20 protein-coding genes are annotated in these 22894 nt (G+C 52.8%); 4 read left to right on the top strand and 16 right to left on the bottom strand.

What is annotated here, in order from left to right; all coding sequences use genetic code 11:
* Positions 1 to 9: 9 nt before the first annotated feature.
* The 7 genes from proW to JOE09_RS16245 form a co-directional block, all read right to left on the bottom strand.
* A complete protein-coding gene (gene proW / locus JOE09_RS16275) occupies positions 10 to 1215 on the bottom strand; it encodes a glycine betaine/L-proline ABC transporter permease ProW (RefSeq protein ID WP_205066486.1) in 1206 nt (401 codons plus the stop codon).
* Complete coding sequence (gene proV, locus JOE09_RS16270) at positions 1212 to 2408, bottom strand: glycine betaine/L-proline ABC transporter ATP-binding protein ProV (protein ID WP_200561512.1); 1197 nt, start codon at positions 2406 to 2408, stop codon at positions 1212 to 1214. The genes proW and proV overlap by 4 nt, the downstream gene beginning before the upstream one ends.
* A gap of 391 nt (positions 2409 to 2799) precedes the next feature.
* A complete protein-coding gene (gene nrdF, locus JOE09_RS16265; protein ID WP_205066485.1) occupies positions 2800 to 3759 on the bottom strand; it encodes a class 1b ribonucleoside-diphosphate reductase subunit beta in 960 nt (319 codons plus the stop codon).
* A gap of 86 nt (positions 3760 to 3845) precedes the next feature.
* Complete coding sequence (gene nrdE / locus JOE09_RS16260; protein WP_338049365.1) at positions 3846 to 5972, bottom strand: class 1b ribonucleoside-diphosphate reductase subunit alpha; 2127 nt, start codon at positions 5970 to 5972, stop codon at positions 3846 to 3848.
* On the bottom strand, positions 5969 to 6379 hold the full coding sequence (gene nrdI, locus JOE09_RS16255) for a class Ib ribonucleoside-diphosphate reductase assembly flavoprotein NrdI (protein ID WP_205066483.1): 411 nt from the start codon (positions 6377 to 6379) through the stop codon (positions 5969 to 5971). The genes nrdE and nrdI overlap by 4 nt, the downstream gene beginning before the upstream one ends.
* A 4-nt stretch (positions 6380 to 6383) precedes the next feature.
* Entirely contained in the window at positions 6384 to 6626 is a 243-nt protein-coding gene (nrdH, locus tag JOE09_RS16250) for a glutaredoxin-like protein NrdH (protein WP_105593143.1), read from the bottom strand.
* Positions 6627 to 6893: 267 nt separating this feature from the next.
* A complete protein-coding gene (locus JOE09_RS16245; RefSeq protein ID WP_200545662.1) occupies positions 6894 to 7217 on the bottom strand; it encodes a DUF883 family protein in 324 nt (107 codons plus the stop codon).
* A 149-nt stretch (positions 7218 to 7366) separates the two neighbouring features.
* Between JOE09_RS16245 and JOE09_RS16240 the strand changes: the two genes are divergently transcribed.
* Positions 7367 to 7702, top strand: coding sequence for a DUF2002 family protein (locus tag JOE09_RS16240; RefSeq protein WP_105593145.1), 336 nt, complete (start codon positions 7367 to 7369; stop codon positions 7700 to 7702).
* Between the two features lie 79 nt (positions 7703 to 7781).
* Here JOE09_RS16240 and JOE09_RS16235 read toward each other — a convergent pair whose 3' ends face one another.
* From JOE09_RS16235 to JOE09_RS16195, 9 genes are all read right to left on the bottom strand, one after another.
* On the bottom strand, positions 7782 to 8648 hold the full coding sequence (locus JOE09_RS16235; RefSeq protein WP_105593146.1) for a nucleoside-specific channel-forming protein Tsx: 867 nt from the start codon (positions 8646 to 8648) through the stop codon (positions 7782 to 7784).
* Positions 8649 to 9061: 413 nt separating this feature from the next.
* Entirely contained in the window at positions 9062 to 10222 is a 1161-nt protein-coding gene (locus JOE09_RS16230) for a DUF4056 domain-containing protein (protein ID WP_239553114.1), read from the bottom strand.
* Positions 10219 to 11226 carry a BamA/TamA family outer membrane protein gene (locus JOE09_RS16225; RefSeq protein WP_239553113.1) on the bottom strand — a complete coding sequence of 336 codons (1008 nt, stop codon included), beginning with the start codon at positions 11224 to 11226 and terminating at the stop codon, positions 10219 to 10221. Before JOE09_RS16225 ends, JOE09_RS16230 begins: the two co-directional genes overlap by 4 nt.
* A gap of 131 nt (positions 11227 to 11357) precedes the next feature.
* Positions 11358 to 12401, bottom strand: coding sequence for a hypothetical protein (locus tag JOE09_RS16220; protein WP_239553112.1), 1044 nt, complete (start codon positions 12399 to 12401; stop codon positions 11358 to 11360).
* Positions 12402 to 12688: 287 nt separating this feature from the next.
* Positions 12689 to 13255, bottom strand: coding sequence for an RBBP9/YdeN family alpha/beta hydrolase (locus JOE09_RS16215; protein ID WP_205066481.1), 567 nt, complete (start codon positions 13253 to 13255; stop codon positions 12689 to 12691).
* 61 nt (positions 13256 to 13316) lie between these two features.
* Entirely contained in the window at positions 13317 to 13820 is a 504-nt protein-coding gene (locus tag JOE09_RS16210) for an Lrp/AsnC family transcriptional regulator (RefSeq protein WP_105593151.1), read from the bottom strand.
* A gap of 7 nt (positions 13821 to 13827) precedes the next feature.
* Positions 13828 to 15198 (bottom strand): aspartate aminotransferase family protein, encoded by a 1371-nt coding sequence (locus tag JOE09_RS16205; RefSeq protein WP_205066480.1) that lies wholly within the window; start codon positions 15196 to 15198, stop codon positions 13828 to 13830.
* On the bottom strand, positions 15195 to 16262 hold the full coding sequence (locus JOE09_RS16200) for a phosphotransferase (protein WP_239553111.1): 1068 nt from the start codon (positions 16260 to 16262) through the stop codon (positions 15195 to 15197). The genes JOE09_RS16205 and JOE09_RS16200 overlap by 4 nt, the downstream gene beginning before the upstream one ends.
* 35 nt (positions 16263 to 16297) lie before the next feature.
* Positions 16298 to 16963 carry a haloacid dehalogenase type II gene (locus JOE09_RS16195; RefSeq protein WP_200545654.1) on the bottom strand — a complete coding sequence of 222 codons (666 nt, stop codon included), beginning with the start codon at positions 16961 to 16963 and terminating at the stop codon, positions 16298 to 16300.
* A 535-nt stretch (positions 16964 to 17498) separates the two neighbouring features.
* On the opposite strand from JOE09_RS16195, the gene JOE09_RS16190 reads away from it, so the two are divergent.
* The 3 genes from JOE09_RS16190 to JOE09_RS16180 all read left to right on the top strand — a co-directional run bounded on the left by JOE09_RS16190 (position 17499) and on the right by JOE09_RS16180 (position 22823).
* On the top strand, positions 17499 to 18944 hold the full coding sequence (locus JOE09_RS16190; RefSeq protein WP_338049363.1) for a VasL domain-containing protein: 1446 nt from the start codon (positions 17499 to 17501) through the stop codon (positions 18942 to 18944).
* A gap of 485 nt (positions 18945 to 19429) precedes the next feature.
* A complete protein-coding gene (locus JOE09_RS16185; protein WP_200561527.1) occupies positions 19430 to 20713 on the top strand; it encodes an HlyD family secretion protein in 1284 nt (427 codons plus the stop codon).
* Positions 20706 to 22823 (top strand): peptidase domain-containing ABC transporter, encoded by a 2118-nt coding sequence (locus tag JOE09_RS16180; protein WP_205066479.1) that lies wholly within the window; start codon positions 20706 to 20708, stop codon positions 22821 to 22823. The genes JOE09_RS16185 and JOE09_RS16180 overlap by 8 nt, the downstream gene beginning before the upstream one ends.
* Positions 22824 to 22894 lie beyond the last annotated feature (71 nt).

Genomic DNA, 22894 nt, shown 5'->3' with positions numbered 1-22894 from the left:
GCCGAAAGCTTATTTGATAAACGGACGGGTCAGCAGACCGAGTGGCCCGGTGGCGTACCAGCGGCGGTTACCCCGGCTGCGAACGTCGCGGCCCAGTGACTGGGTCAGACGGTCGAGGATAATCGCCAGAATCACAATACCGACGCCGCCTACGGTAGCCAGGCCCATATCAAGTCGACCGATTCCGCGCAGGACCATCTGGCCCAGACCGCCGACGGCAATCATTGAGGCGATCACCACCATCGACAGGGCCAGCATCAGCGTCTGGTTCACCCCGGCCATAATGGTCGGCATTGCCAGCGGCAGCTGCACTTTAAACAGCATCTGGCGCGGGCTGGCGCCGAACGATTCCGATGCCTCAATCAGATCGGCAGGTACCTGCTTGATGCCGAGAATGGTCAGACGAACGATCGGCGGCAGAGCAAAGATAATCGTCACGACTACGCCAGGGACGTTACCGATACCGAACAGCATGACGATCGGCACCAGATAAACAAAGGCCGGTGTCGTCTGCATGGCATCCAGCAGCGGACGGATAATTTTTGCCGCTCGTTCGCTGCGTGCCAGCCAGATCCCCAGAGGCAGCCCGATGACGATGCAGAACAGCAGGGCGGTCAGCACCAGCGCCAGCGTTACCATCGCCTGCGACCAGGCACCAATAGCCCCGATGGCGACCAGTGAGATCAGCGTGGCGATACCCATTCCCAGGCCTGACATCTGCCAGGCAATCAGCGCAAACAGCACGATGGCCACCGGGGCGGGCATGCCCGTTAACAGCTGCTGAAATCCGCTCAGGATGTAATCCACCGGCAGACGGATACCCTGGAACAGCGGACGGAAGTGAGAAACTACCCAGTCGATGCCGTTTGTCACCCAGCTATCAAGTGGGATCAGCGTTTTGTGAAATGGATCGAGAATATTGAAGTGTTCCACCTGCGGAGCGGGTGCGCTGTTCAGCCAGTCGCTGCCGCCGCTGGCTGCTGCATGACCACCGTCCGGCGCACCCCAGGCATCTCCGCCCGCTGCGTTGCCGCCGTCGGCAGGGGCAGCACTGCTGCCAGACGTTGCACCGCTATCGGCAGGTGCTGCCGCACTGCCACCCCAGGGATCGCTGCTGGCGGAAGCGGTATTGCCGTCAGCCGGTGCGGCCGCTGTATTGCCGCCATCGGCCGCGCTGGTGGAGGTGTCCCACGGATTACTGGTTTGTTTGCTCATGGTTGGCCTCCATCACGATCTAATGCCTGTAGTAACATGCCCTTGGAAATAATACCGATGTATTGACCCTGTTCGCCGGTAACCGGAACCGCGCAGGGAGCCTGCGCCACATGGGACAGCAGATCGCTTAACGAGGTATCGCCCGGCACCGCCGCAGGATTTTCCAGTAGTGCATGATTCAGCCCCTCTCCGGCGGCGAGAGCTGCTTTCAGGGAATCGGTGGAAACTACGCCAATAAATTTTTCTTTCGCCAGCACGTAGCCGTACTCGCGGTCGTTATCCTGCAGCAGCTTGATTGCTGAACGCGGGCCAAAGCCCGGAGCCTGACGAATTAGCGCTGCGGCGCTGCGGCGGGCAATATCTTTTGCGCTGAACACCTGGCTGATATCCACGCCGCGGAAGAAGGTGCGGACATAGTCATTGGCCGGGTTATTGAGGATCTCATCCGGCGTGCCGACCTGCACCACTTCACCGCCCTGCATAATCGCAATACGGTCGCCAATGCGCATGGCTTCATCAAGATCGTGGGAGATAAATACGATAGTGCGCTGATGTTTCGATTGCAGTTTTACCAGCTCATCCTGCATCTCAGTACGAATTAATGGATCGAGTGCAGAGAACGCTTCATCCATTAATAATATATCCGGATTAATCGCCAGAGCGCGGGCTAATCCAACACGCTGACGCATACCGCCGGATAGTTCATCAGGATAAGAATGCGCGTAATTTTCCAGCCCGACCTGACGCAGGGCTTCCAGGGCTTTTTCCTGTCTTTCCTGCAACGGCGTTCCCGCTAATTCCATACCGAAGGCGGTATTATTTAATACCGTCATATGCGGCATTAGCGCGAATGACTGGAATACCATGCTGATCTTATTTCGGCGAACCTGGCGCAATTCACTGTCAGATATTTTGGCAATATCTTCGCCGTCGATGATGACCTGGCCGCGGGTGGGTTCAATCAGACGATTGAGAAGGCGAACCATGGTGGACTTGCCGGAACCGGAGAGCCCCATGATGACGAAGATCTCGCCTTCTTCAATGGCCAGACTGGCGTTCTTAACGCCAAGAGACAGTCCGGTTTTTTCCAGAATGGCCTCTTTGCTGAGCCCTTTATCAATATACTTAAATGCCCGCTCGGGATGTTCCCCAAATACTTTATATAAATTCTTAACTTCTAATTTAATTGCCATGCATTAATTAATTCCTGGTTGATTAATTTTCTTATAGGGGTTCTTCTTTCAGTTTAGTTATTAACGATATATACCGTAGCACACTGAGACTGAGAGGCAACCCTTGAGGCGGCATTTGAAAATGATCGGGGAGATGTCAGTATCAAAGAATGTCAGTGCTGGTAAGGGATTGCGCGGCGTTGAGCTGCGGTGAAAAAAATCAATATTTACCTAAGAAACATCCCTGTGTTGCGGAAATATGAACCCGCCTGAGGTAAATATAAGGATAATCGGAGCAACCTGGCAGGTGATTATTGAAAGCAAAAAATCAGCCGATTGGCTGATTTTTATTAATAATTTCGCAGGGGACTATTATTAGTGGGGACCCGAAGAGCATCCCCTCATGAAGCGATTAAAAATCCCAGTCTTCGTCTTCGGTATCAACCGCTTTACCCATCACGTAAGAGGAGCCAGAGCCCGAGAAGAAGTCGTGGTTTTCATCCGCGTTAGGTGACAGCGCGGAGAGGATCGCCGGGTTCACGTCGGTCATTTCCGCCGGGAACAGCGCCTCATAGCCCAGGTTCATCAGCGCCTTGTTGGCATTGTAATGCAGGAACTTCTTCACATCTTCCTGCCAGCCGACGCCCTGATACAGCGCATCGGTATATTCCACTTCGTTTTCATAGAGTTCCAGCAGCAGGCCAATGGCGAACTGTTGCAGGTCTTCTTTACGCTCGGCGCTCTCACTTTCCAGCGCTTTCTGGTACTTATAGCCAATGTAGTAGCCGTGCACCGCTTCATCCTTAATAATCAGGCGGATAAGGTCGGCGGTGTTGGTCAGCTTACCGCGGCTGGACCAGTACATCGGCAGATAAAAACCGGAGTAGAACAGGAACGATTCCAGGAACACGCTGGCGATTTTCTTCTTCAGCGGGTCATTTTCGTAGTAGTGCTGCAGAATGATGTCGGCCTTACGCTGCAGCGGCTCGTTTTCCTCGCTCCAGGCGTAGGCGGCATCCACATCGCTGGTGTGGCACAGGGTGGAGAAGATCGAGCTGTAGGAGCGTGCATGCACCGCTTCCATAAAGCTGATGTTCGACATCACTGCTTCTTCATGCGGGGTCAGCGCGTCGGCCATCAGCGCCGGTGCGCCCAGGCTATTCTGAATGGTATCCAACAGCGTTAGTCCGGTGAACACGCGGATGGTCAGCTGTTGTTCATCGGCATTAAGGCCGTTCCACGCCGGAATATCGTTCGACAACGGAACCTTTTCCGGCAGCCAGAAGTTACTGGTCAGGCGGTTCCACACTTCCAAATCCTTTTCGTCTTCGATTTTATTCCAGTTAATAGCGTGAACTTTCTTCAGTTTCATAGTGATATCGTGAGTTCCGATTCGGCACCGGCCGGTAGAAAAAAAGTTGACGGGCCGGAAGATCCGGCCCGCGATTTAATGTGCTGTTACAGCGAGCAGGAAACGCAGCCTTCGACTTCGGTTCCCTGTAGCGCCATCTGGCGAAGACGAATGTAGTAGAGCGTCTTGATGCCTTTCTTCCACGCGTAAATCTGCGCTTTGTTAATATCGCGAGTTGTCGCGGTATCGCGGAAGAACAGGGTCAGTGACAGGCCCTGATCGACATGGCGTGTGGCTTCGGCGTAGGTATCGATAATCGCTTCCGGCCCGATGTCGTACGCATCGCGGTAGTAGTCCTGATTATCGTTATTCATAAACGGTGCCGGATAGTACACGCGACCGGTTTTACCCTCTTTACGAATCTCAATCCGCGACACAATCGGGTGAATGCTCGACGTTGCGTGGTTGATATACGAGATCGAACCGGTTGGCGGGATAGCCTGCAGGTTCTGGTTATACAACCCGTCCTTCATCACCGCCGCTTTCAGCGCCTGCCACTGCTCCTGGGTTGGAATTTCGATCCCGGCATCGGCAAACAGGGCGGCAACGCGAGCGGTGCGCGGCTGCCAGCTCTGCTCAACATACTGGTTGAAATACTCACCGCTGGCATAGCGTGAATCGCTAAAGCCGCTGAAGGTGGTCCCGCGCTCGCGCGCCAGCAGGTTCGAGGTGCGCAGCGCGTGATAGGTGACGGTATAGAAGTAGATATTGGTGAAATCCAGGCCTTCTTCACTGCCGTACTGAATGCGCTCACGCGCCAGATAGCCGTGCAGGTTCATCTGCCCCAGGCCGATAGCGTGCGACAGCGCGTTACCCTGCTCAACGGAAGGTACCGAGCCGATGTGGCTCTGATCGGAAACCGCCGTCAGGCCGCGCACGGCGATTTCAATCGTCCGCGCGAAGTCTTCTGAATCCATCGCATGGGCGATATTCAGCGAGCCAAGGTTGCAGGAAATATCCTTGCCGATGCGGCGATAGCTGAGATCGTCGTTGTATTCGGTTGGCGTATTGACCTGCAGGATCTCCGAGCACAGGTTGCTCATATTAATCCGGCCGTGGATCGGGTTAGCGCGGTTGACCGTATCTTCAAACATGATGTACGGGTAGCCGGATTCAAACTGGATTTCCGCCAGCGTCTGGAAGAATTCGCGCGGATTGATAAAGGTACGACGAATGCGCTCGTCGGCCAGCATTTCGTCATATTTCTCGCTGATGCTGATATCGGCAAACGGCAGGCCGTAGATACGCTCCACATCATACGGCGAGAACAGCGCCATCGGCTGATTATCTTTCGCCAGCTGGAAGGTCACATCCGGGATCACCACGCCGAGCGACAGCGTTTTGATACGGATTTTTTCATCGGCGTTTTCGCGCTTGGTATCGAGGAAGCGCAGGATATCCGGGTGGTGAGCGTTCAGATAAACGGCACCGGCACCCTGGCGTGCGCCCAGCTGGTTTGCATAGGAGAAGGCATCTTCCAGCATCTTCATTACCGGAATAACGCCGGATGACTGGTTTTCAATACGCTTGATCGGTGCACCCGACTCGCGCAGGTTGGAGAGCAGGAATGCCACGCCGCCGCCGCGCTTGGACAGCTGGAGCGCCGAGTTTACCGCACGGCCAATCGACTCCATATTGTCTTCAATACGCAGCAGGAAGCAGGAGACCAGCTCGCCGCGCTGCTGCTTGCCGCAGTTCAGGAAAGTTGGCGTAGCGGGCTGGAAGCGTCCGGCAAGGATCTCATCGGTCAGCGACAGTGCCAGCGCCTGGTCACCCTGCGCCAGGGTCAGCGCCACCATGCACACGCGCTCGGTAAAGCCCTCAAGGTAGCGCTTACCGTCGAAGGTTTTCAGCGTGTAGCTGGTGTAAAACTTCCAGGCACCGAGGAAGGTCTGGAAGCGGAAGCGGCGCGAATAGGCCTGCTGGAACAGCGCGCAGACGAAGTCGAACGGGTAGGCGTTCAGCACATCGGCTTCGTAGTAGCCTTCGGCAACCAGATACTGCAAACGCTCGGCCACGGAGGAGAACTGCACGCTATTGGGAATCACGTGCTGAATAAAATACTGACGCGTGGCTTCGCGATCTTTTTCGAACTGGATGTTGCCTGCGGCATCATACAGATTCAGCATCGCATTGAGCGCGTGGTAATCAGGTGCGGCCGCTGCGGCCTCTATGAGGGTGCTGTCTGTCGCTGCCAAAATTCGGTTACTCCCTTGTAAACGTTAGCGATATCGTCTGCGGTGCCCATTAGCTCAAAGCGATAGAGATACGGCACCTGACATTTACGCGCAATAATATCGCCAGCGAGGCAGTAGGCCTCACCGAAGTTCCGGTTTCCGGCGGCAATCACACCGCGGATAAGCTGACGATTATTGGTATAATTAAGAAATTGAATCACCTGCTTAGGTACCGCGCCATGACTGGTGCCGCCGCCGTAGCTGGGCACTATCAGAATGTAGGGCTGGTCGACCTGCAGGCGCTGAGCGCTGTCTAACGGAATGCGTCGCGCCGGCAGGTTTAAGCGGGTGATAAATCGATGGGTGTTTTCCGACTGGCTGGAAAAATATACCAGCGTAGTCATCGCCTTAACCCCGGACGGCTGCCAAATGGCTCAGTGCCTGAATCTTGTCAGGGCGGAAGCCGCTCCAGTGATCCTGTTCGGCCATCACGACCGGGACCTGGCGATAACCAAGAGATTTAAGAGTTTCTACGTGAGCAGGTTCGCTATCGAGGTTGATCAGCTGATAGTCGATCCCTTTCTTATCCATCGCATTTTTTGTCGCGTTGCACTGGACACAATTATTTTTAGTGTAAATAATAATGCGCATGATTCGTATTCACCTTACGGGCTGGTTAACTGAGTATCTGGCGCGGAAATTACTGCCCGACTCGCGCCGCCACTGCCACACCATGTTGCGTGGTCTTGATGAAGTGAATACTAGATATAGTGGCCTTAAAAAGCAACCACACAAGATATAGGAAAAGCGTATTTATTTAGTCAACATGCTCACAAGCCTTACGCCACAAGGTTTTGTGCAGATAAAAAAAATGCCCGCACTGTGATCTGCGAGCATTTGTTCAAAAAATAAACGGTACTAACGGCGGGTTGTGCTAGTGGTGATTAATGCGCCGATCAGCACGCCGAGAGCGGTACCGATCCCCACGCCGTGCCAGGGTTTATCACGCACGTAAGTATCAACCTGAGCGCCTGCATCTCTCGCTGCCTGAGTCACCCGATTATGCCCCTGTAGTTTGGCACGAGTCTCTTTTAGCAGTGTTTCAGCACGGCTTTTGGCACCTTCCACGTCATCCTTAGCTTTACTGCCGTAGGATTTCAGCAGGTCATCAAGCGTATCTGCCAGCAGTGATACATCTTCACTCAGATCAATATCGTTATTTTTCGCTGTCCGATTGAACATTTTTGCTCCCTAATTCTGAAATGTACTATTAAGTATAGGACAGGCTAAAAATCGGCAACGCTGAAAACCTGCGTTTTGGATTATTCCGAAAGCACTGACTATGTGGCCTGAGGTAAGGTTGCGGGGTTTGCAGACACAGAGGAAAAAGCATGTATTTACGACCTGATGAGGTAGCTCGCGTACTGGAAAAGGCGGGATTTGAGATGGATACGGTCACTGCCAAAAGCTACGGTTACAGTCGGGGTGAAAACTACGTCTATGTTAATCGTGAGGCGCGTTTAGGTCGTACGGCGCTGGTTATCCATCCGACACTGAAAGAGAAAAGCCAGGCCATTGCGGTACCGGCATCTGATATAAAAACCTGCGAACATTACGTCCGCTTTCCCATGTATCTGGTGGGCGACACAAACGATCACTACGGAATTCCGTACGGCTTCAGCTCGCGCGCCGCGCTGGAGCGCTATCTGGAACGCATGTTTGACTGATTTCCCCGCCGGATGCTGAAATCACGCAAAAAAAATGCGCCCGCAGGCGCATTCGGAATTCAGTACGTTTTTGCCACAATCAGAAGTTGTAACCCACAACCAGGTAGTAGCCAAAGCCGTTAGATTTGACGTGGAACGGACCGTTGCCGAAGTTCAGCTCGGTGCCATCGTTCCACTGGCCGCCGTTGTGGAAGTAACGCGCCACGAACGAGTAGTGCCAGTGATCGTAACCCAGTGACAGAATATGGCTGGAGGCGATGGAGTTGCTGGTACGCGCAGGCGCGGAGTTGTCGCCCAGATCTGAACCCCAGTCAAAGTTGGTGAAACCGATATAGCTCAGGTTGCCGCCCCACAGACTGGTGATCGGCACAAAGTATTTCACCTTGAAGCGATAGCCATCCCACTCATTTTCGTTCGCGGCACCGTAGTTCGCCCACTGATATTTTGCGTAAACGTTCAGTGACAGGCCAACATCTGAATGCGTATCGATATCGGTACCCAGACCCATATACCAGGTGTTCTGGCGGTTTGCGCGGTTGTCGCCCATATCGTAGATATAGTTGTTCGCGAAATACCACTCTTTAAACGGACCAAAGCCCAGATTAACGCCGGTCAGCTTATCGATAGAGAAGCGCGGCTCAATTTCCATAAAGAATGGAGAACCGTTATCCCAGGCACCTTTATCGTTGCCGTTGCCCACGCCGAAGAATTTAGGCACATCGATATAGCCGTAGAAATCAAACCAGTCTTTTTTCGCGAAGGCTTCATATTCCAGGTAAACATCGTTGTTCAGCTGCGGTCCGAAACGGGTGTGGTAGCTGCCAACAACGTTAACACTCTGATGCCACCAGTCGGAAACGTATTCAGGGCTGCTCGAATCAGCAAAAGAGACGTTGGTATAAGACAACGCTGCCAGCGCACCAGCCATCATAATTTTATATTTCATTATATTACCACATGCTCAGAGACCATCCTCCGCAGCCAGCGCGAGGGTCAGGTTGGGTTAGTAAAGCCTTCAAAACGGGTGCCGCCGCAATTGACGAAAATCCCCATCAGTAATGTTGCGGCAGTGTGCCGTTATCCGGCCATTAGGAAATAGAGATTGCTCACACTTGTCAAATTCTGTTTCATTTCAAGTCAGCTAAAGTGTGATGAATGTCACATAAATGTGTGTGGGATTAGGGAACTTTACGTTTTAGTGCCAATTTGCTCATTAAATCAGCAGTTAAACGTTTGCCTGCGGCGAGTTTTACAAAAGGGGATCGCCGGTAGAAAAAAAGGCTGATGTGCTGAGGTTAAAAATTGAAATGAAATATAACTTTTGATTATGGCTTTTCGGCGTGAAAGGTGGTTTTTTGCTCAGTTGCAGCGGTAATGTAAGTTGGCCAAATGCTGTAAATCGGCTTTTTTTGCCTCCCCGGCCAGTGCGGGAAAATCAGAAAACAGGTAGCGTGAAACCGGTGCAGGCAGACCAGCCATTGAGCGGCCGGGTCGTATTTCAAGGCGGCCAAAGCGGGAAAGCTCAACGCCGTTAAAGCGATCGGGCAACGTCAGCCAGAGAGGAGGAACACTTTCCGGTGCACGTGACGGCAGCCGTCGTTCGCTAACGTCATAATTACGGTAGCGCAGCAGAAATTTATCCGGCAGGCGACAGGCGCTGTTCCACCACAGACGATCGAGCATATCGAAGTGAAAGCGCGTCCCTGCGGGAGACTCTGCCTCAAGCTGCTCCAGCGCCTGCGGGATCATCGTGCGCATGGCGTGCTGATAGCGAGACAGTGATGCGCCACCTCCCGCATTGAGTAAATCGATCGCCACGCGGGCACCGAGCAGATTGGAATAGAGGTCTTCCGGAGAAAAAGCGGAAACGCCTTCGGAAAATCCCTTCACTGATTCAAATCCGTACCACTGCGCCACCTCGTGCCATGCGGCAAGTTCAAATGCCAGATGCGCTGCCAGAGATACCGCCAGTCTGTAACGCTCAGTGGCACTGGCCGGTGGAGGATAGGAAAACAGCTGGATTTCGCGCTGACCTAACTCATCGCCCAGTTTCAGCGTTGTTGCCTGTCCTATCCGGGGCCAGATATGGCTGAACAGCCATAGCGTGTTATCAGCGCTGTCGCGCAGATGTGCCAGATCGATGAAGCCCCCCCGCCGCGTGTAGACCAGGCCGTTATGTTCGCTGTTCAGGCCACTCAGCGTGCTCAACATGTCCATTACACCCGGATTGAAGTGGTGCTTGCCGGTGTCTGTCGGGGCAACCACGTTATCCACCTGATACCACGGCACCGGCACGCCAAAAAGTTTCACTTTAAGACTGTAGCCGAAAGCACAGCATGGCCTCAGGCCGTTTGGCTGCGGCAGTGGTCGCGTCAACAGCCATACCTGCGGTGACTGACCTGCCGGAAGGCTGAGATCGGCCACGGGGATTATCGGATCATCAGGTTGCTGAGCCTGGCCGTTAGCGAATGAAATGAATGGCAACAGCAGCAGTAACAGGCCGATAAAGCGGAAGATCAAAATGCCTCCCCGACCTGGAAGTAAAAACCTGAACTGTGTTGGCCAAGGCCATAATCAAGGCGGATGTTCATATTTTTCTTAAACTCAAAGCGGTATCCGGCCCCGACAGAAGGCAGCCAGTGCCCGTCAAGAACCTCACTCGGTTTGTCCGACATACTACCGGCACCCAGCCATGCCACAACGCCGTGACGCCAGCTGAGTTTTTTGCGCCATTCCAGCTGGCTGGTCAGCATATTACGATTGCGATATCGCCCTTCGTAGTAGCCGCGCAGATGATGGCTGTCCCCCAGCAGCGACTGCATCGTCCAGGGGACGTGTCCGCTGGTAAAACGACTGTAGACCTCCCAGGCCAGCAGGTTGGTGCTATTTATGGCATGGTAAAGGTTGTACTGCGCGTCTAAAGCATCAAAACGATTATCGCTGGCAATCGCCGGGCTGTAGCGGGTCCATGACAGGTTCAGCACCTGGCCGCGCGACGGATTCGCCACAAAATCGCGTGAGTCATAGCTAAACAGCACGCTGGCTCCTGAGCTGAAGATATGGCGTGACTCATCCTGATGATAGAAACTGCCGTTGGTTTTGTGCTGTAGCGATGAAGCGCCTTCATAGGAGAAGGACCAGCCGATACCGGCATAGGTATGGTTAGCCAACTGATAGAGTATGCGTGGCACGCCGCTCAGTTTTGTTGAGTCGTAGGACTGCTTTCCACGCTGTTTTCGCCCTGCACGGTATCCCTCTCCCCAGTAGTGCAGCGGTCTGCGGCTGAGGTCGCCGGACAGGTAAAAACGCCAGCTGTCATTTTCTAAAAACGTGTAGTTTTCATAGCCCACGCCAAAAGCCCCGGTTGAGCTGGCAAATCCGGTGAAAGAAAGGGAGGAGAGCGGCGTATGATGCTGATGCTCATCGGGGCGATAAAGTCCCACTGCGGCAACGCCAACCCCCACACCGAGCTCGGGCGTGTAGAAAGGTCCGGGGACAACTCCCCAGTCAATCGTCTTACTCATGTCGGCTTTACGATCTGCGCCTAGTGTGTTCAGAAAACGATCGATGGTTTGCCTGTCGGGAATAACGGTGGCCTGACCCATTTGAGAAAAAACTATCAGGCCACAGAGAAGCAATATCTTTAACCCCATGTCTAGAAGCGGAACTCTCCGCCGACCATAAAGCTATTGCGGTTGGAAAAGCCAACTTCCGAGGTGATATTGAAGTTACGGGTCAGCTCATACTGGCCGCCGACCAGGATATTCCACGGTGATTTAAGGTGCTGCTTCACCCGGAAACGCCCCTGGTCGTCTCTGTTGACCATATTGACCAGCGTGCTCAGCCCGGCAGGCATATGTAGATCGCTGATATTTCCTTTGAAGTCCTGATCGACATCCTGATACATGGTGCCGACCCACAGGCTGGCATGGGTGACAGGAATGGAAAAGCGCTCGACGCCAGGAACGGTAAAGCGATAACCGACACGTGGAGTGAAGGTAAAGGCGGAGATATTACCGTCAAGCACGTCGAAATGCGTTTCGGTATAGTTGAAATCCATCGTACCGAACCAGTCATGATAGCCGTAGGCCAGCGTTGTACCGCCACCCCAGGTGGTGCCTTTAAATTTCAGCGTAAAATCAATGTCTTTAAGCCCGGGTAGGCATCCCCTTCCTGTTATACAGGCACTAATATTGGAAACCGACCGCCCTCGAGTATGCCCGACAATCCCGTAGACGTTCATAAACGGAAATAACCAGGTATCCAGCCTTGCGGTATCCGTTTTACTTTTTTCCCTGGTGTGGCCGACGAGAATATTAAACATATTATCGACAGGGATAGAGCCTATTCCTGGAACGGGAAATTTCAAGTTGGAAAAATTAATACTTTTAACTTTAATATTCTGATGGATATCCATATGGGTATAGCCAATACCATATGGATCTGGCAAGTCGTAGCCGCGTTCTCTGGCTTCCTTGCCAAAAAAAGGCAAAGGCCCCGTGGTTTCACCGAAGAGATCCGGTGATTTCTCTTTGGGAGTAATAGTTGCCGCAGAGGGATCAAGCGGGTCGCTGTGATAATCGTAAGAAGGTGATTTTTTTTGCATATTGGGAATCGCTGCCTGCACCGTCAGTGCGGGTACCATGCATAACAAAACACCGCAAAGCGTAAATGCTTCCCTGCAGTAAACCTTTTTCATTATTCCATTCCATGTCAGGCCATACGTAAAGATGCGTATGATAATTGTAGAAGGCGTGTTTTATTAAGCCAGAAAGTGCTGCATATTATAATTTTATAAGTTCAATCGTAACTAAAAATAAATGGGGTGTTGTTTGTTTCTTTAATTCTTTTTGATTAGGCTTAGTCCTAATTTGTTATTTGATAATGCGATAAATAATGTTTTTTATTGATTTTTTATTATTTTATTTTTTACGTTCGATTGTACCGGGATAACTTAATTTTTTGCTATCCCGGCATAAATTGAATTTAAGCAGTAATAAACTGACGCAATAGCTGTAGAACCAAAGGGAGTTCGGTAATACCGTGACGGCCGAGAAAATGTCCGTAGTCCGGTAGTGCGTAGAAAGGTGCGTTCAGCTGCTGGCTCAGGCGTAGCGATAGCGCAGGCGGCACGATATCGTCGTTTAGGGAGGCGATAACGGCGCGATGCGGCAAACGCTGTATGATGCTGGTGGCATCAAACGGTGCGGACATAAAAGTATCCAGCTCAGGCAGCGGTGGGACGTTTTCACTGAAGCCAGCCACCATTATCACGCCAGCGGCATTCCGGCCTACGGGCTGGTGATTCAGGTAGCGCAGGGCGGTAATGCAGCCCAGGCTGTGGCCAACGAACCAGGTTTGGTTGTCCACCTCGCCGACACATTCCGCCAGTGCGGCCTGCCATGCTTCATTTTCTGGATGCTGTGAATCCGGTAGCGCCGGTACGGTAACCGCCATTCCCAGCGCTTCCGCTTCCGCTTTTAGCCAGTCAAACCAGTGGTGGTGCGGGCCTGCCGTGTAACCGTGAATAATAAATAAGCGGGGTGATGCCATTAGCTTTTTGCTCCTGAACGGTGGAATTCGTTCTACAGCATAGCGAGATAATGTAGCGAACTCACTTCCAACTCGATTTACCCTTCGCAATCACCAGCAATGGTTCAGCACGTTGCTGATAAGGCTGGCGCAGGACAATGCGGCTGGCGAACTTATCAATGCCGATTTCATCCTCGAGCAAACGATCCATCAGATCCTGAAACAGGGCAATGTTAGGCGCGATGATCTTCAGCAGATAATCGTAACCGCCACTCACGTTGTAGCACTCCACGATTTCCCGATACTTGCTTGCGCCCATCTCGAACTTTCGGAAGTCAGCGGGGTAGTGGCTGCTGAGGGTGATCTCAGAAAACACCACGACGTTGCTGCCCAGCTTATCCAGGGCGATTTTAGCGCTGTAGCCCGTGATAACGCCGCTCTGTTCCAGCCGTTTGGTCCGCGTTAAACACGGGCTGGGGCTGAGGCTTATCGCCTCAGCCAGCTCCAGGTTCGAACAGCGTCCCTCGCGCTGAAGATGCTCGAGTATTCTGAGGTCGGCGAGGTCCAGGGATTTTGAATTTGACATAGAAGGACTATACCACAGGATTTAACTGCCCGGTGCGAGCGGCAGCGGCTTCCGTCAGCGCCTGGTCAAGCGCCCTGATGACCATGGCCGCCTGCTCCTCGCTCAGGATCAGCGGTGGGCGAATTTTGAGCACGTTGTGCCCTTTTGCGCAGGCGCTTAGCAGTATCCCCTGCTGGCGCATCCGGTTCACTACCTGGCTGGTCAGCCAGCGATCCGGGGTACGCGCGAGGCGATCGGATACCAGCTCCACGCCGACGAAAAGACCGGCGCCACGTACGTCGCCAATTGCCGGATGCCGCGCCTGAAGTTCGATAATACCATCCAGCAGAACCTTACCCACCTTGCGGGCATGGTCTATCAGCCCCTCACGTTCGATGGTCTGTAATACGGCTAAGGCCGCAGCGCAGGAGACGGTATTGCCTGCAAAGGTATTGAAGTATCGGGAGCGCTGGCCGAATTCTTCCAGCACGTCGGCAGTGGCCAACAGACCGGCAATCGGCTGGCCGTTGCCCATCGGTTTGCCCAGGGTAACGATGTCTGGAATAACGCCGTGGCGCTGGAAGCCCCACATATGTTCACCCGTTCGTCCAAATCCAGGCTGTACCTCGTCGGCAATAAACAGACCGCCAGCGCGTTTAATCGCCTCAACGGCACCTTTCAGAAAGCCTGCCGGACCCGGAAGAATACCGTCACTGGTGAAGAGCGAATCGACAATCAGCATAGCGGGCTTAATACCGTGGCGCTGCAAATCGGCGATGGCGGCTTCAACATCCTGCGTGAAGCGTTCATTCAGATCGACGCCTTCAGCATGATAATGGCAGGGGGCGGGGATCAGCCGTACGTGAGGGCCGAGGTCAACCGAGGTGCCGAGCGACGGTGAGAACTGAGAAACCGCGTCGGTAATGCCATGGTAGGCCGTTTCGGTGACGATAATCCCGCTGCCGCCGGTGCGCATCTTAGCGATGCGGTACGCGAGGTCGTTCGCTTCGCTGCCCGTACAGGTCAGCATCAGGTGAGCCAGTGAGGTTTCTGGAACCGTCGCCAGCAGACGCTCGGCCAGTTCAAGGATCGTGTCGTGCAGATAGCGAGTATTGGTCGCCAGGGTCTGAACCTGCCGGCAAATCGCCTCGCTGACCGCAGGGTGGCAATGGCCCAGTGAGGTCACGTTGTTGTAGACGTCCAGGAAGCGGCGGCCATCGGCATCAATCAACCATGCGCCTTCGCCGCGCACAATATGCAGAGGATGTTCATACATCAGACGGTAGGCCGGGCCCAGTAGCGCATCACGGCGCTGGATCATTTCGGCGGTCAACGCGCCGACGTCAGCACGACCGGGGATGTACGCATTCACCATATTCAGATCTGTGGTGCTTTTCATTTATTTCTCCCATTTCGAATTTCAGACAGCAGCCGATCGCGCACGCTATTGCGGGAAATCTCTGCCATTTGTGCCAGGGCTTCCCAGGCGGCGGGATTGTGGCGCAGGATATAGTCGCGATTATGGGGGTAGCGCGCAGCGCGCCACTCCGAAATCAGGGCGGTAATAAGATGGCGGGTTGCCATCAGGTCGGTCACGATCTCCTGCTCAGGCTCGGTAAGTGCCAGCGTGCGATGATAGGCTCCCACGAATTCGGCAGGCCCTTCGAACGGATCGGCACAGCCCGTCATATGGAAAGCCGCCGCGGTAGCCACTTCGCCAACCAGCGGCGCGTATAACAGATCGCCGAAATCAATAATCCCGCTGATGCGATCCGGCTCTTCCGGGGCGACGAGGACGTTATAGAGGTGGAAATCGTTATGTATCACCTGAGATCTGAGCGCGGGAAGAGAGGGCAGAACATGCTGCTTAAAACGCCTCATAAACTCTTCGGCAAGCCTGCGGCGATCGGGATGGATGACGCTTTCCAACTGCTCGTTGAGGCGATGAGCTGCCGAGACGTTCCACAGCAGATCGTGGCTGGCAGCAGAATGCGAGAATCCGTGCAAAGCCAGATTGAGCTGGGCCAGGCAGGTTGCCATGGAGCGACGCTGCCCGGGCGTACGTTCCGTTTCCTTTATCTGTACCCCATCCAGATAGCTCAGCATGCGTACGAGGGTAATCGATCCGTCACGCCACGTTACATTTTCACAGGAACGACCGGCCAGCGTCGGCACGACGCGCGGGATGGGCAGATCCGGTGAGGCGCCTGCAATATGGTTTAAGGCAGCAATCTGGAAATCTACAACTGATGCAGATTCAGATGGATTGCTGATCTTAAAGACATAGCGGTTCCCGTTTTCCTGTTCGATGCAGCAGTTCTGATCGCGTTCGGCGGTCAGTAACCGGGCCGTGCCCTCGATACCATACCGAGCAGCCACCACCGACTGTATCTCTGAAAGAGAGACGGCGGGCGCTGCAGTATTGAGTGCGGCAGCCCCGGTCGAATGTTCTTTCAACATCATATTCCTCTCTTCGCCATACGGTTTCCCGGTAAGGATCACAGGCCCAGCAGGCCAGCAAGCTGACGGAAATCGGTTATCCGGCTGACGTCGTAACCGTCAACGCTGGGTTCATGTCCGCGATCGATAAATGCCTTCGCCATAAAGCCAAGATCGCAGGCCGTCATCAGGTCATAGCGGAAGCTGGAAGAGCAGTGCATCATCTCTTCCGGCCCACAGCCCAGCCGATCGAACATGTATTCGAAGATCTGCGCGCGCGGTTTGTAGGCACGCGCCTCTTCTGCGGTATAGACGGCGTGGAAGGGGGCTTTAAGGTGGGCGATGCTGTGTGGAATAAGGTCGACCATCGAATTCGACAGGATCACCAGAGGGATATGCCGGGCAATCCGCTCCAGCGTTTCGACGACGTGAGGATGAGGCTGCCAGGTTTTCACCGCGTTATACAGCGCCAGCGCGTCGGAGGAACGGTATTCAACGTTATGCGCCCGGCATGCCCGCTGGATGGCATTTTCGACCACCTGCAAAAACGGCTTCCAGTCACCTAACACTTCATCCAGACGATAAAAGCGGAAGCTGTCGAGAAAGGCGGGCATCTGCTGCTCCGCAACGCGCCCGGCAAAAAGTCCCTTTGCGGTCGGCCCCATTTCAAAATTAATAAGCGTGCCGTAACAATCAAAACTGATAAATTTTGGCTTAAAAATCATTGTATTAACCCTGTTGTGTGTTCGATTAAAAAAGTATATCGCTCCGTCCGAACACAAAAATTCATAAAATCGCAGAAATCGGGCAAGAAATTCTCCATTCTCAGCCACTCTCAGCATTTTTGATTTTCGTCATTATTACATTGTTGCATCGGGAGTATTGAACCGGCATCTGTGGCGGTTGTGATGGCGCAATTCAGCCAGACGTTCGGGTAACGTTGCTGGATTAAGTAGAAACAGAGGGCAATAAGAAAGGTGGCGATGAATGAATATGAAAATAGTGCGGAGGTCAGTCATTTGGCTTTTCAATTTTCATTTATCGATGTGGAATTATAGCCATCTAAAACAGGGTGTGTTTTTGTCTTCCTTATCACAATAAATATTAGCCATCTTATTCCGGTTCGTTATTGGAATGTTACCGTGGCTTAAGACTTTTTACCGGTGGCAGCAAATTCGAGCATTGCCAGATTATTGATGTTAAATTAATCCAGTAGCAACCCGGCTATGAATCCTCCCTATATTTGATGGAACAAAACTGGTGAAAAAGGACAAACATCTCAGAACAGGCAGCGATCCGCGTGCGCTTTCGGATTATATTTCGCTGCGTGAAGAATTAATGAAGCTGTCTCATCCCGCCCGGCCCGATGTGGACTGGAAATATGCGGAATCCCTTTGCCTGAAACTGTTCGAAAGCAACGGTGTTGAACTACAGACTGCCGCCTGGTATCTGTTGGCACGAACGCATCTTGCCGGGCTGGCGGGCATGAATGAAGGTCTGGCGCTGATAAATGCGTTAAGTACCTATCAGTGGTCAGTGATGTGGCCCGGCAGCACACATAACCGGATGGAAATAATTACCGCGATGAATCAGCGATTGCAGAAAGCCTTTCGAACGCTGCCGCTGGTGGATCGCGACGATTTGCCTCTGCTCTATCAGACCGAAAAAAGCCTGAACGCACTGATGGAGGTGCTGGCGCGGCATGAGCTGAAGCAGGCCAGCCGGCTGGATGCCTTACAGCAGCTGGTCGGGCAGGCAATTACCCGTCTTGAGAATGCGCCGCATGCTGAAATCCCCGAGTCGCCGGTGATACTTCCTCCGCAGGCTGTTATTTCAGAATCGATGGAGAGCCTTGCCGCATCCGGTCCGCGTATTTACGTCGTGCATCCAGCGCCTTCTGAGGCCGCTGGCTCGGCAGGTGAGCGCTCAGATACGTATCCGGGCGCTTTGAATGGCACATCAACTGGCGATTCCGGGCCGCTCCCCGTCGCCTTGCGCCCTGACGGTAAGCTGTCCCGAGGCCGCTCGCGGCGCGCATTTCTCGCCGGGATGGCCAGCGCGCTGCTGATAGGTGGGCTGCTGCTGTGGGGCTGGCACAGTTTTACCCGGCCTTCTGCGGCACATCAGCAATTCTCAGTCTCGTTGACGCCATTGCCCGAGCGGCTGACGGAGCAACAGCTGAGTGAACTTCGGCAGTCCGCGCCGCAGGCGGATCGCCATACGGATAAGATGCAGAAGCAGCTTAAGTGGTTAATGTCGCTGCCGCCGGGCTGGCCGGAGCAGTACAGTCAGCAATTAATGACTGAGGGCTTGGCGCTGTGGCCGGGTAATCCTGCGGTGTTACAGATGCAGCAGACGTGGCAGCAGCAGATGGAAAACAATGCGGTACCGCTGGCGGCGCTGAGTAACTGGCATCAGGGAATGCTCAAGCTGCAGCAGTTGGCCGAGCGGCTGAACGGTCTGGATGAAAAGCGCGGTAAATACATGACCGTCAGCCAACTGAAATCAGACGTTTTTGCCATCACTCAGGATTTTAACCGCGTACCGCCCGTTGAGGAACTGCTGCGCCAGCTTGAAGCGGATTCGCCGGATTTACAGCACAGGCAGGTTGAGATGGCCCTCGATCGGCTGCAAAAAAGATATGTTTTGCTTAGCGGAAAAGCATCCCAGGCGCGGCAGATTAAGCCGACAGCAAAAGGGGAGTAACCGTTATCCATTGTGGCGAATACCATTATCCCAATTTCATCCTCTGATGAATTGGGATAAATCTCACGAGGTTTTCGATGTTTTACCTTAATTGTTAACAATGTGTTTTTTGCGTTAATTAAAAATCTGCGCAGGTGTTTCTAACCGTCTCGTTCAATAGCGTGTTTATGGATATATTATTATTTATGCAGAAGTATTTTTGCCTGACTTGTAAACGGGGGAAGGGAGGCATATCATTCACGCCCCACAAAAACTGAACCATACGATGTCCTTATTCAAATGAACGATTTTTAAATCTTGTGGAAGGGATGCATTTCTATTTGCTAGTCAAGTTAAATATAATATTTCGGTAAATTAACCATCCTGAAGCAGGCGTTAATTGGCTTTTAGGATGCTTTTTTGATGGGGAAACTACTGTGTTATCCGGTTAATATTGACTGCAAACCGAAGGATTCGGAAATTCTTAAAATCAAGGTTGAGTGTTAATGAGTCGAAAATTATTCAGGCAGGAAGCCGTAGACCACCAGAAAAGTTACTGGAACGGTCGGGTCATTTTACTGAGGGGCGTTTCATCCGTTGTTATTACCGCGTGCTGCCTGACATTTCTGGCACTTGCGATTGCCATACTGTGTTTCTTCAGTTTTACCCAGCGTATTGATGTTGACGGAGAGGTCATTACCTTACCCCATCCGTTGAATATCTCTTCACCGCAGCAGGGATTCATCCTGCGACAGTTTGTTCAGGTAGGGGATACCGTCACCAGGGGAACCGTGCTGTTCGAGCTGGATGTATCCAGGACAACCAGCGTCGGTAACGTTAGCGATGCCAGTATTTCCATGGTGCAGGAAAAGATCACCAATGCGGAAGAGATCATCGGGAAGCTGAAAGAAAATAAGGAAGATTTTCTTAAAACCACCCAGCAGCAGATTACGCGTTATGAAAATTCACTCAAAGAGACGGATGATATGCTGGTGGCGGCAAGGCGCGGCCTGGCGGATATGGAGCGCACGCTGGAGGGCTACAGCGGCTATCTTAAACAGGGATTAATCACCAAAGATCAGTACAACGGTCAGCACTCGCTGTATGTCCAGCAGCAGAATACCTACCAGTCTTTGTCCTCGCAAAAGATGCAGCTGGAATTGCAAATCACTCAGTTACGCAGTGACCTGACGGTGAAATCGTCGGATATCGATAACCAAATCTCCAGCCAGTACAATCAGCTGAATGACTATCGTACCCAACTGGTGGAAAACAGCGCCAACGGTACGATTATGATCAAATCCTCCATTGATGGTCGTCTGGAGTCGATTGCCGCCACGCCAGGACAGATGGTAGAAGCCGGCAGCAGCCTGGCACAGATTAAACAGACCCACGGCGTGAAGTATTATCTGATGCTGTGGCTGCCTGATACCAGCCTGCCGTATGTCAAACCCGGGGATGTGGTCAATATCCGCTACGACGCGTTCCCTTCCGATAAATTCGGTCAGTTTTCCGGAAAAATCATCTCGATCTCGTCCATGCCCGCCACCCGCAGGGAGTTAAGCGATCTCAATAATCCTGCCGCGAACTCCGATTCCCCGGTCACGCTGTATAAAACCATCGTGGATATTAAAGACAAAGAGTTTATCTATAAGGAAAGAAAATTAGTGCTCGCCAACGGCCTGAAGGCGAGGAGCGTGGTGTTTATGGAGGAGCGCCCGCTCTACATGTGGTTGTTCTCGCCAGTATATAAAATTGTGCAAAGCCTAAAGGGACCGGGTGATGAATAAAAACGTACTTGATCAGATTTATAAACGCATTAATTTTTCAATCCGCAGTAAGGTTCCGGTGATTATTCAGTCCGAGGCCACGGAATGCGGTAATTCCTGTCTGGCAATGATTTGCGGCTACTACGGTAAAGATATCGATCTGTTTAACTTCCGCAATCGCTACGGATCTTCCTCGCAGGGAGCCACCCTGAACGTACTGGATAAAGTTGCCCGCGAGGTGGGGATGAAAAGCCGCGCGCTGTCCCTTGAGCTGGAGGAGATAAAAGAGCTCAGGCTGCCCTGCGTGCTGCACTGGTCGCTGAATCACTTTGTGGTGCTGGTGGCGGTAAAAGGTAATCGCTATGTGATTAACGATCCGGCGATGGGCAGACGAGTGGTGCAGAAGAAGGAGATGTCCGAAAACTTTTCCGGCATCGCCTTAGAAGTCTGGCCCGACAGCCACTTTAAGAAAGAGACGCTGCGATCGCGGATCAGTCTGGCGGATCTGATGCACAGCATCGTCGGGCTGAAGCCGGCGTTAACCAAAATTTTTATGCTGTCGATCGTCATTGAAATGGTTAACCTGCTGCTGCCGATGGGTACTCAGATGGTCACCGACCATGTGATCCCGCCCCGCGATCACAACCTGCTGCTGGTGATCTGTATCGGGCTGATCTTCTTCACCATCTTCAAAACCTTTGTCAGTATGATCCGCGCGTGGGTGTCGCTCAAGCTGGATACCTATACCGATATTCAGTGGAAGACCAGCTTCTTCGATCACCTGCTTAGTCTACAGCTCTCGTTCTTTGAAAAGCGGAAACTGGGGGATATTCAGTCGCGCTTCAGCTCGCTGGATACCATCCGTTCAACCTTCACCAGCAGTATTGTCACCGGCATTATGGATACCATTATGGCTGTCGGACTGCTGGTAATGCTGACCCTGTACGGCGGCTGGCTGGTGCTGGTGGTGCTGGGTTTTACCCTCTGCTACATCCTGATCCGCCTGTCGACCTACAAATTCTATCGCGCGATCAACGAGGAGCTGATCGTTAAGCGTGCGCGCTCAGGATCGCATTTTATGGAGTCGCTGTACGGCATTGCGACGATCAAATCCCTCAACCTGAAGCACCGGCGTTCTCAGCACTGGCTGAATACCAACATTGATGCCAGTAACGCCACCTTACGGCAGACGAAATTCGACATGATGTTCGGCGGGGTGAATAGCTTTATCAACTCCCTCGATCAGGTGGTAATTCTGTGGCTGGGGGCGATGATGGTGATAGAGAACAACATGACTCTTGGGATGTTTATGGCCTTCAACGCCTACCGCGGGCAGTTTGCCGATCGGGCCTCATCGTTGATTAACCTGACTATCCAGCTGAGGATGCTGTCATTACATAACGAACGTATTTCCGAAATTGCCTACAGCGAGCCGGAAAAAGAACTGCCGGCGCGCAAAGTGTTTGACGAGAACGTTGGCGTCTCTCTGGAGATTAAGAACGTCAGCTATCAGTACGATGCACTGTCAAAACCGATTTTCTCCAATGTGAATATCGCCATTGCCCCCGGCGAATCCGTGGCGCTGATCGGCACCTCCGGCATTGGGAAAACCACCTTGTTAAAAGTGATGTCTGGCCTGCTGCAGCCGGACAGCGGCGAAATATTTATCGGCGGTTTTGACGTGAATAAAATCGGTATCAATAACTTCCGCGCCAGTACCGCCTGTGTTCTGCAGGAAGACCGCCTGTTTTCCGGCTCGATAGCCGATAACATTGCCGGTTTCGATGATGAGCAGGATATGGAACTGGTGATGGAGTGCGCGATGAAGTGCAATATTCACCATGAAATCATGATGATGCCGATGGGATACGAAACGATGATCGGCGAGCTGGGGGGCGGGATCTCCGGCGGCCAGAAACAGCGCCTGCTGATTGCACGCGCGCTGTACCAGAAACCCAATGTGCTGTTTATGGATGAAGCGACCAGCCACCTTGATGTTAATAACGAAAAGATGATTAATGCGTCGATCGTCGCGCTGAATATCACGCGTATCATCGTGGCGCACCGTCCTTCGACCATTGAAAGCGCCGACAGGATTATCGATCTTTCCCAGCCAATGACGGCTGAGTAAATTAACCCGCGGCGATTTCGTTGCCGCTGGGTAAAGGCTGCTGCTCCCGGCGAATCATGCCGGGAGCAGGT

This window comes from Pantoea coffeiphila, assembly GCF_016909495.1.
Taxonomy (GTDB): domain Bacteria; phylum Pseudomonadota; class Gammaproteobacteria; order Enterobacterales; family Enterobacteriaceae; genus Erwinia; species Erwinia coffeiphila.
This window is presented reverse-complemented; position numbering and strand designations above follow the sequence as displayed.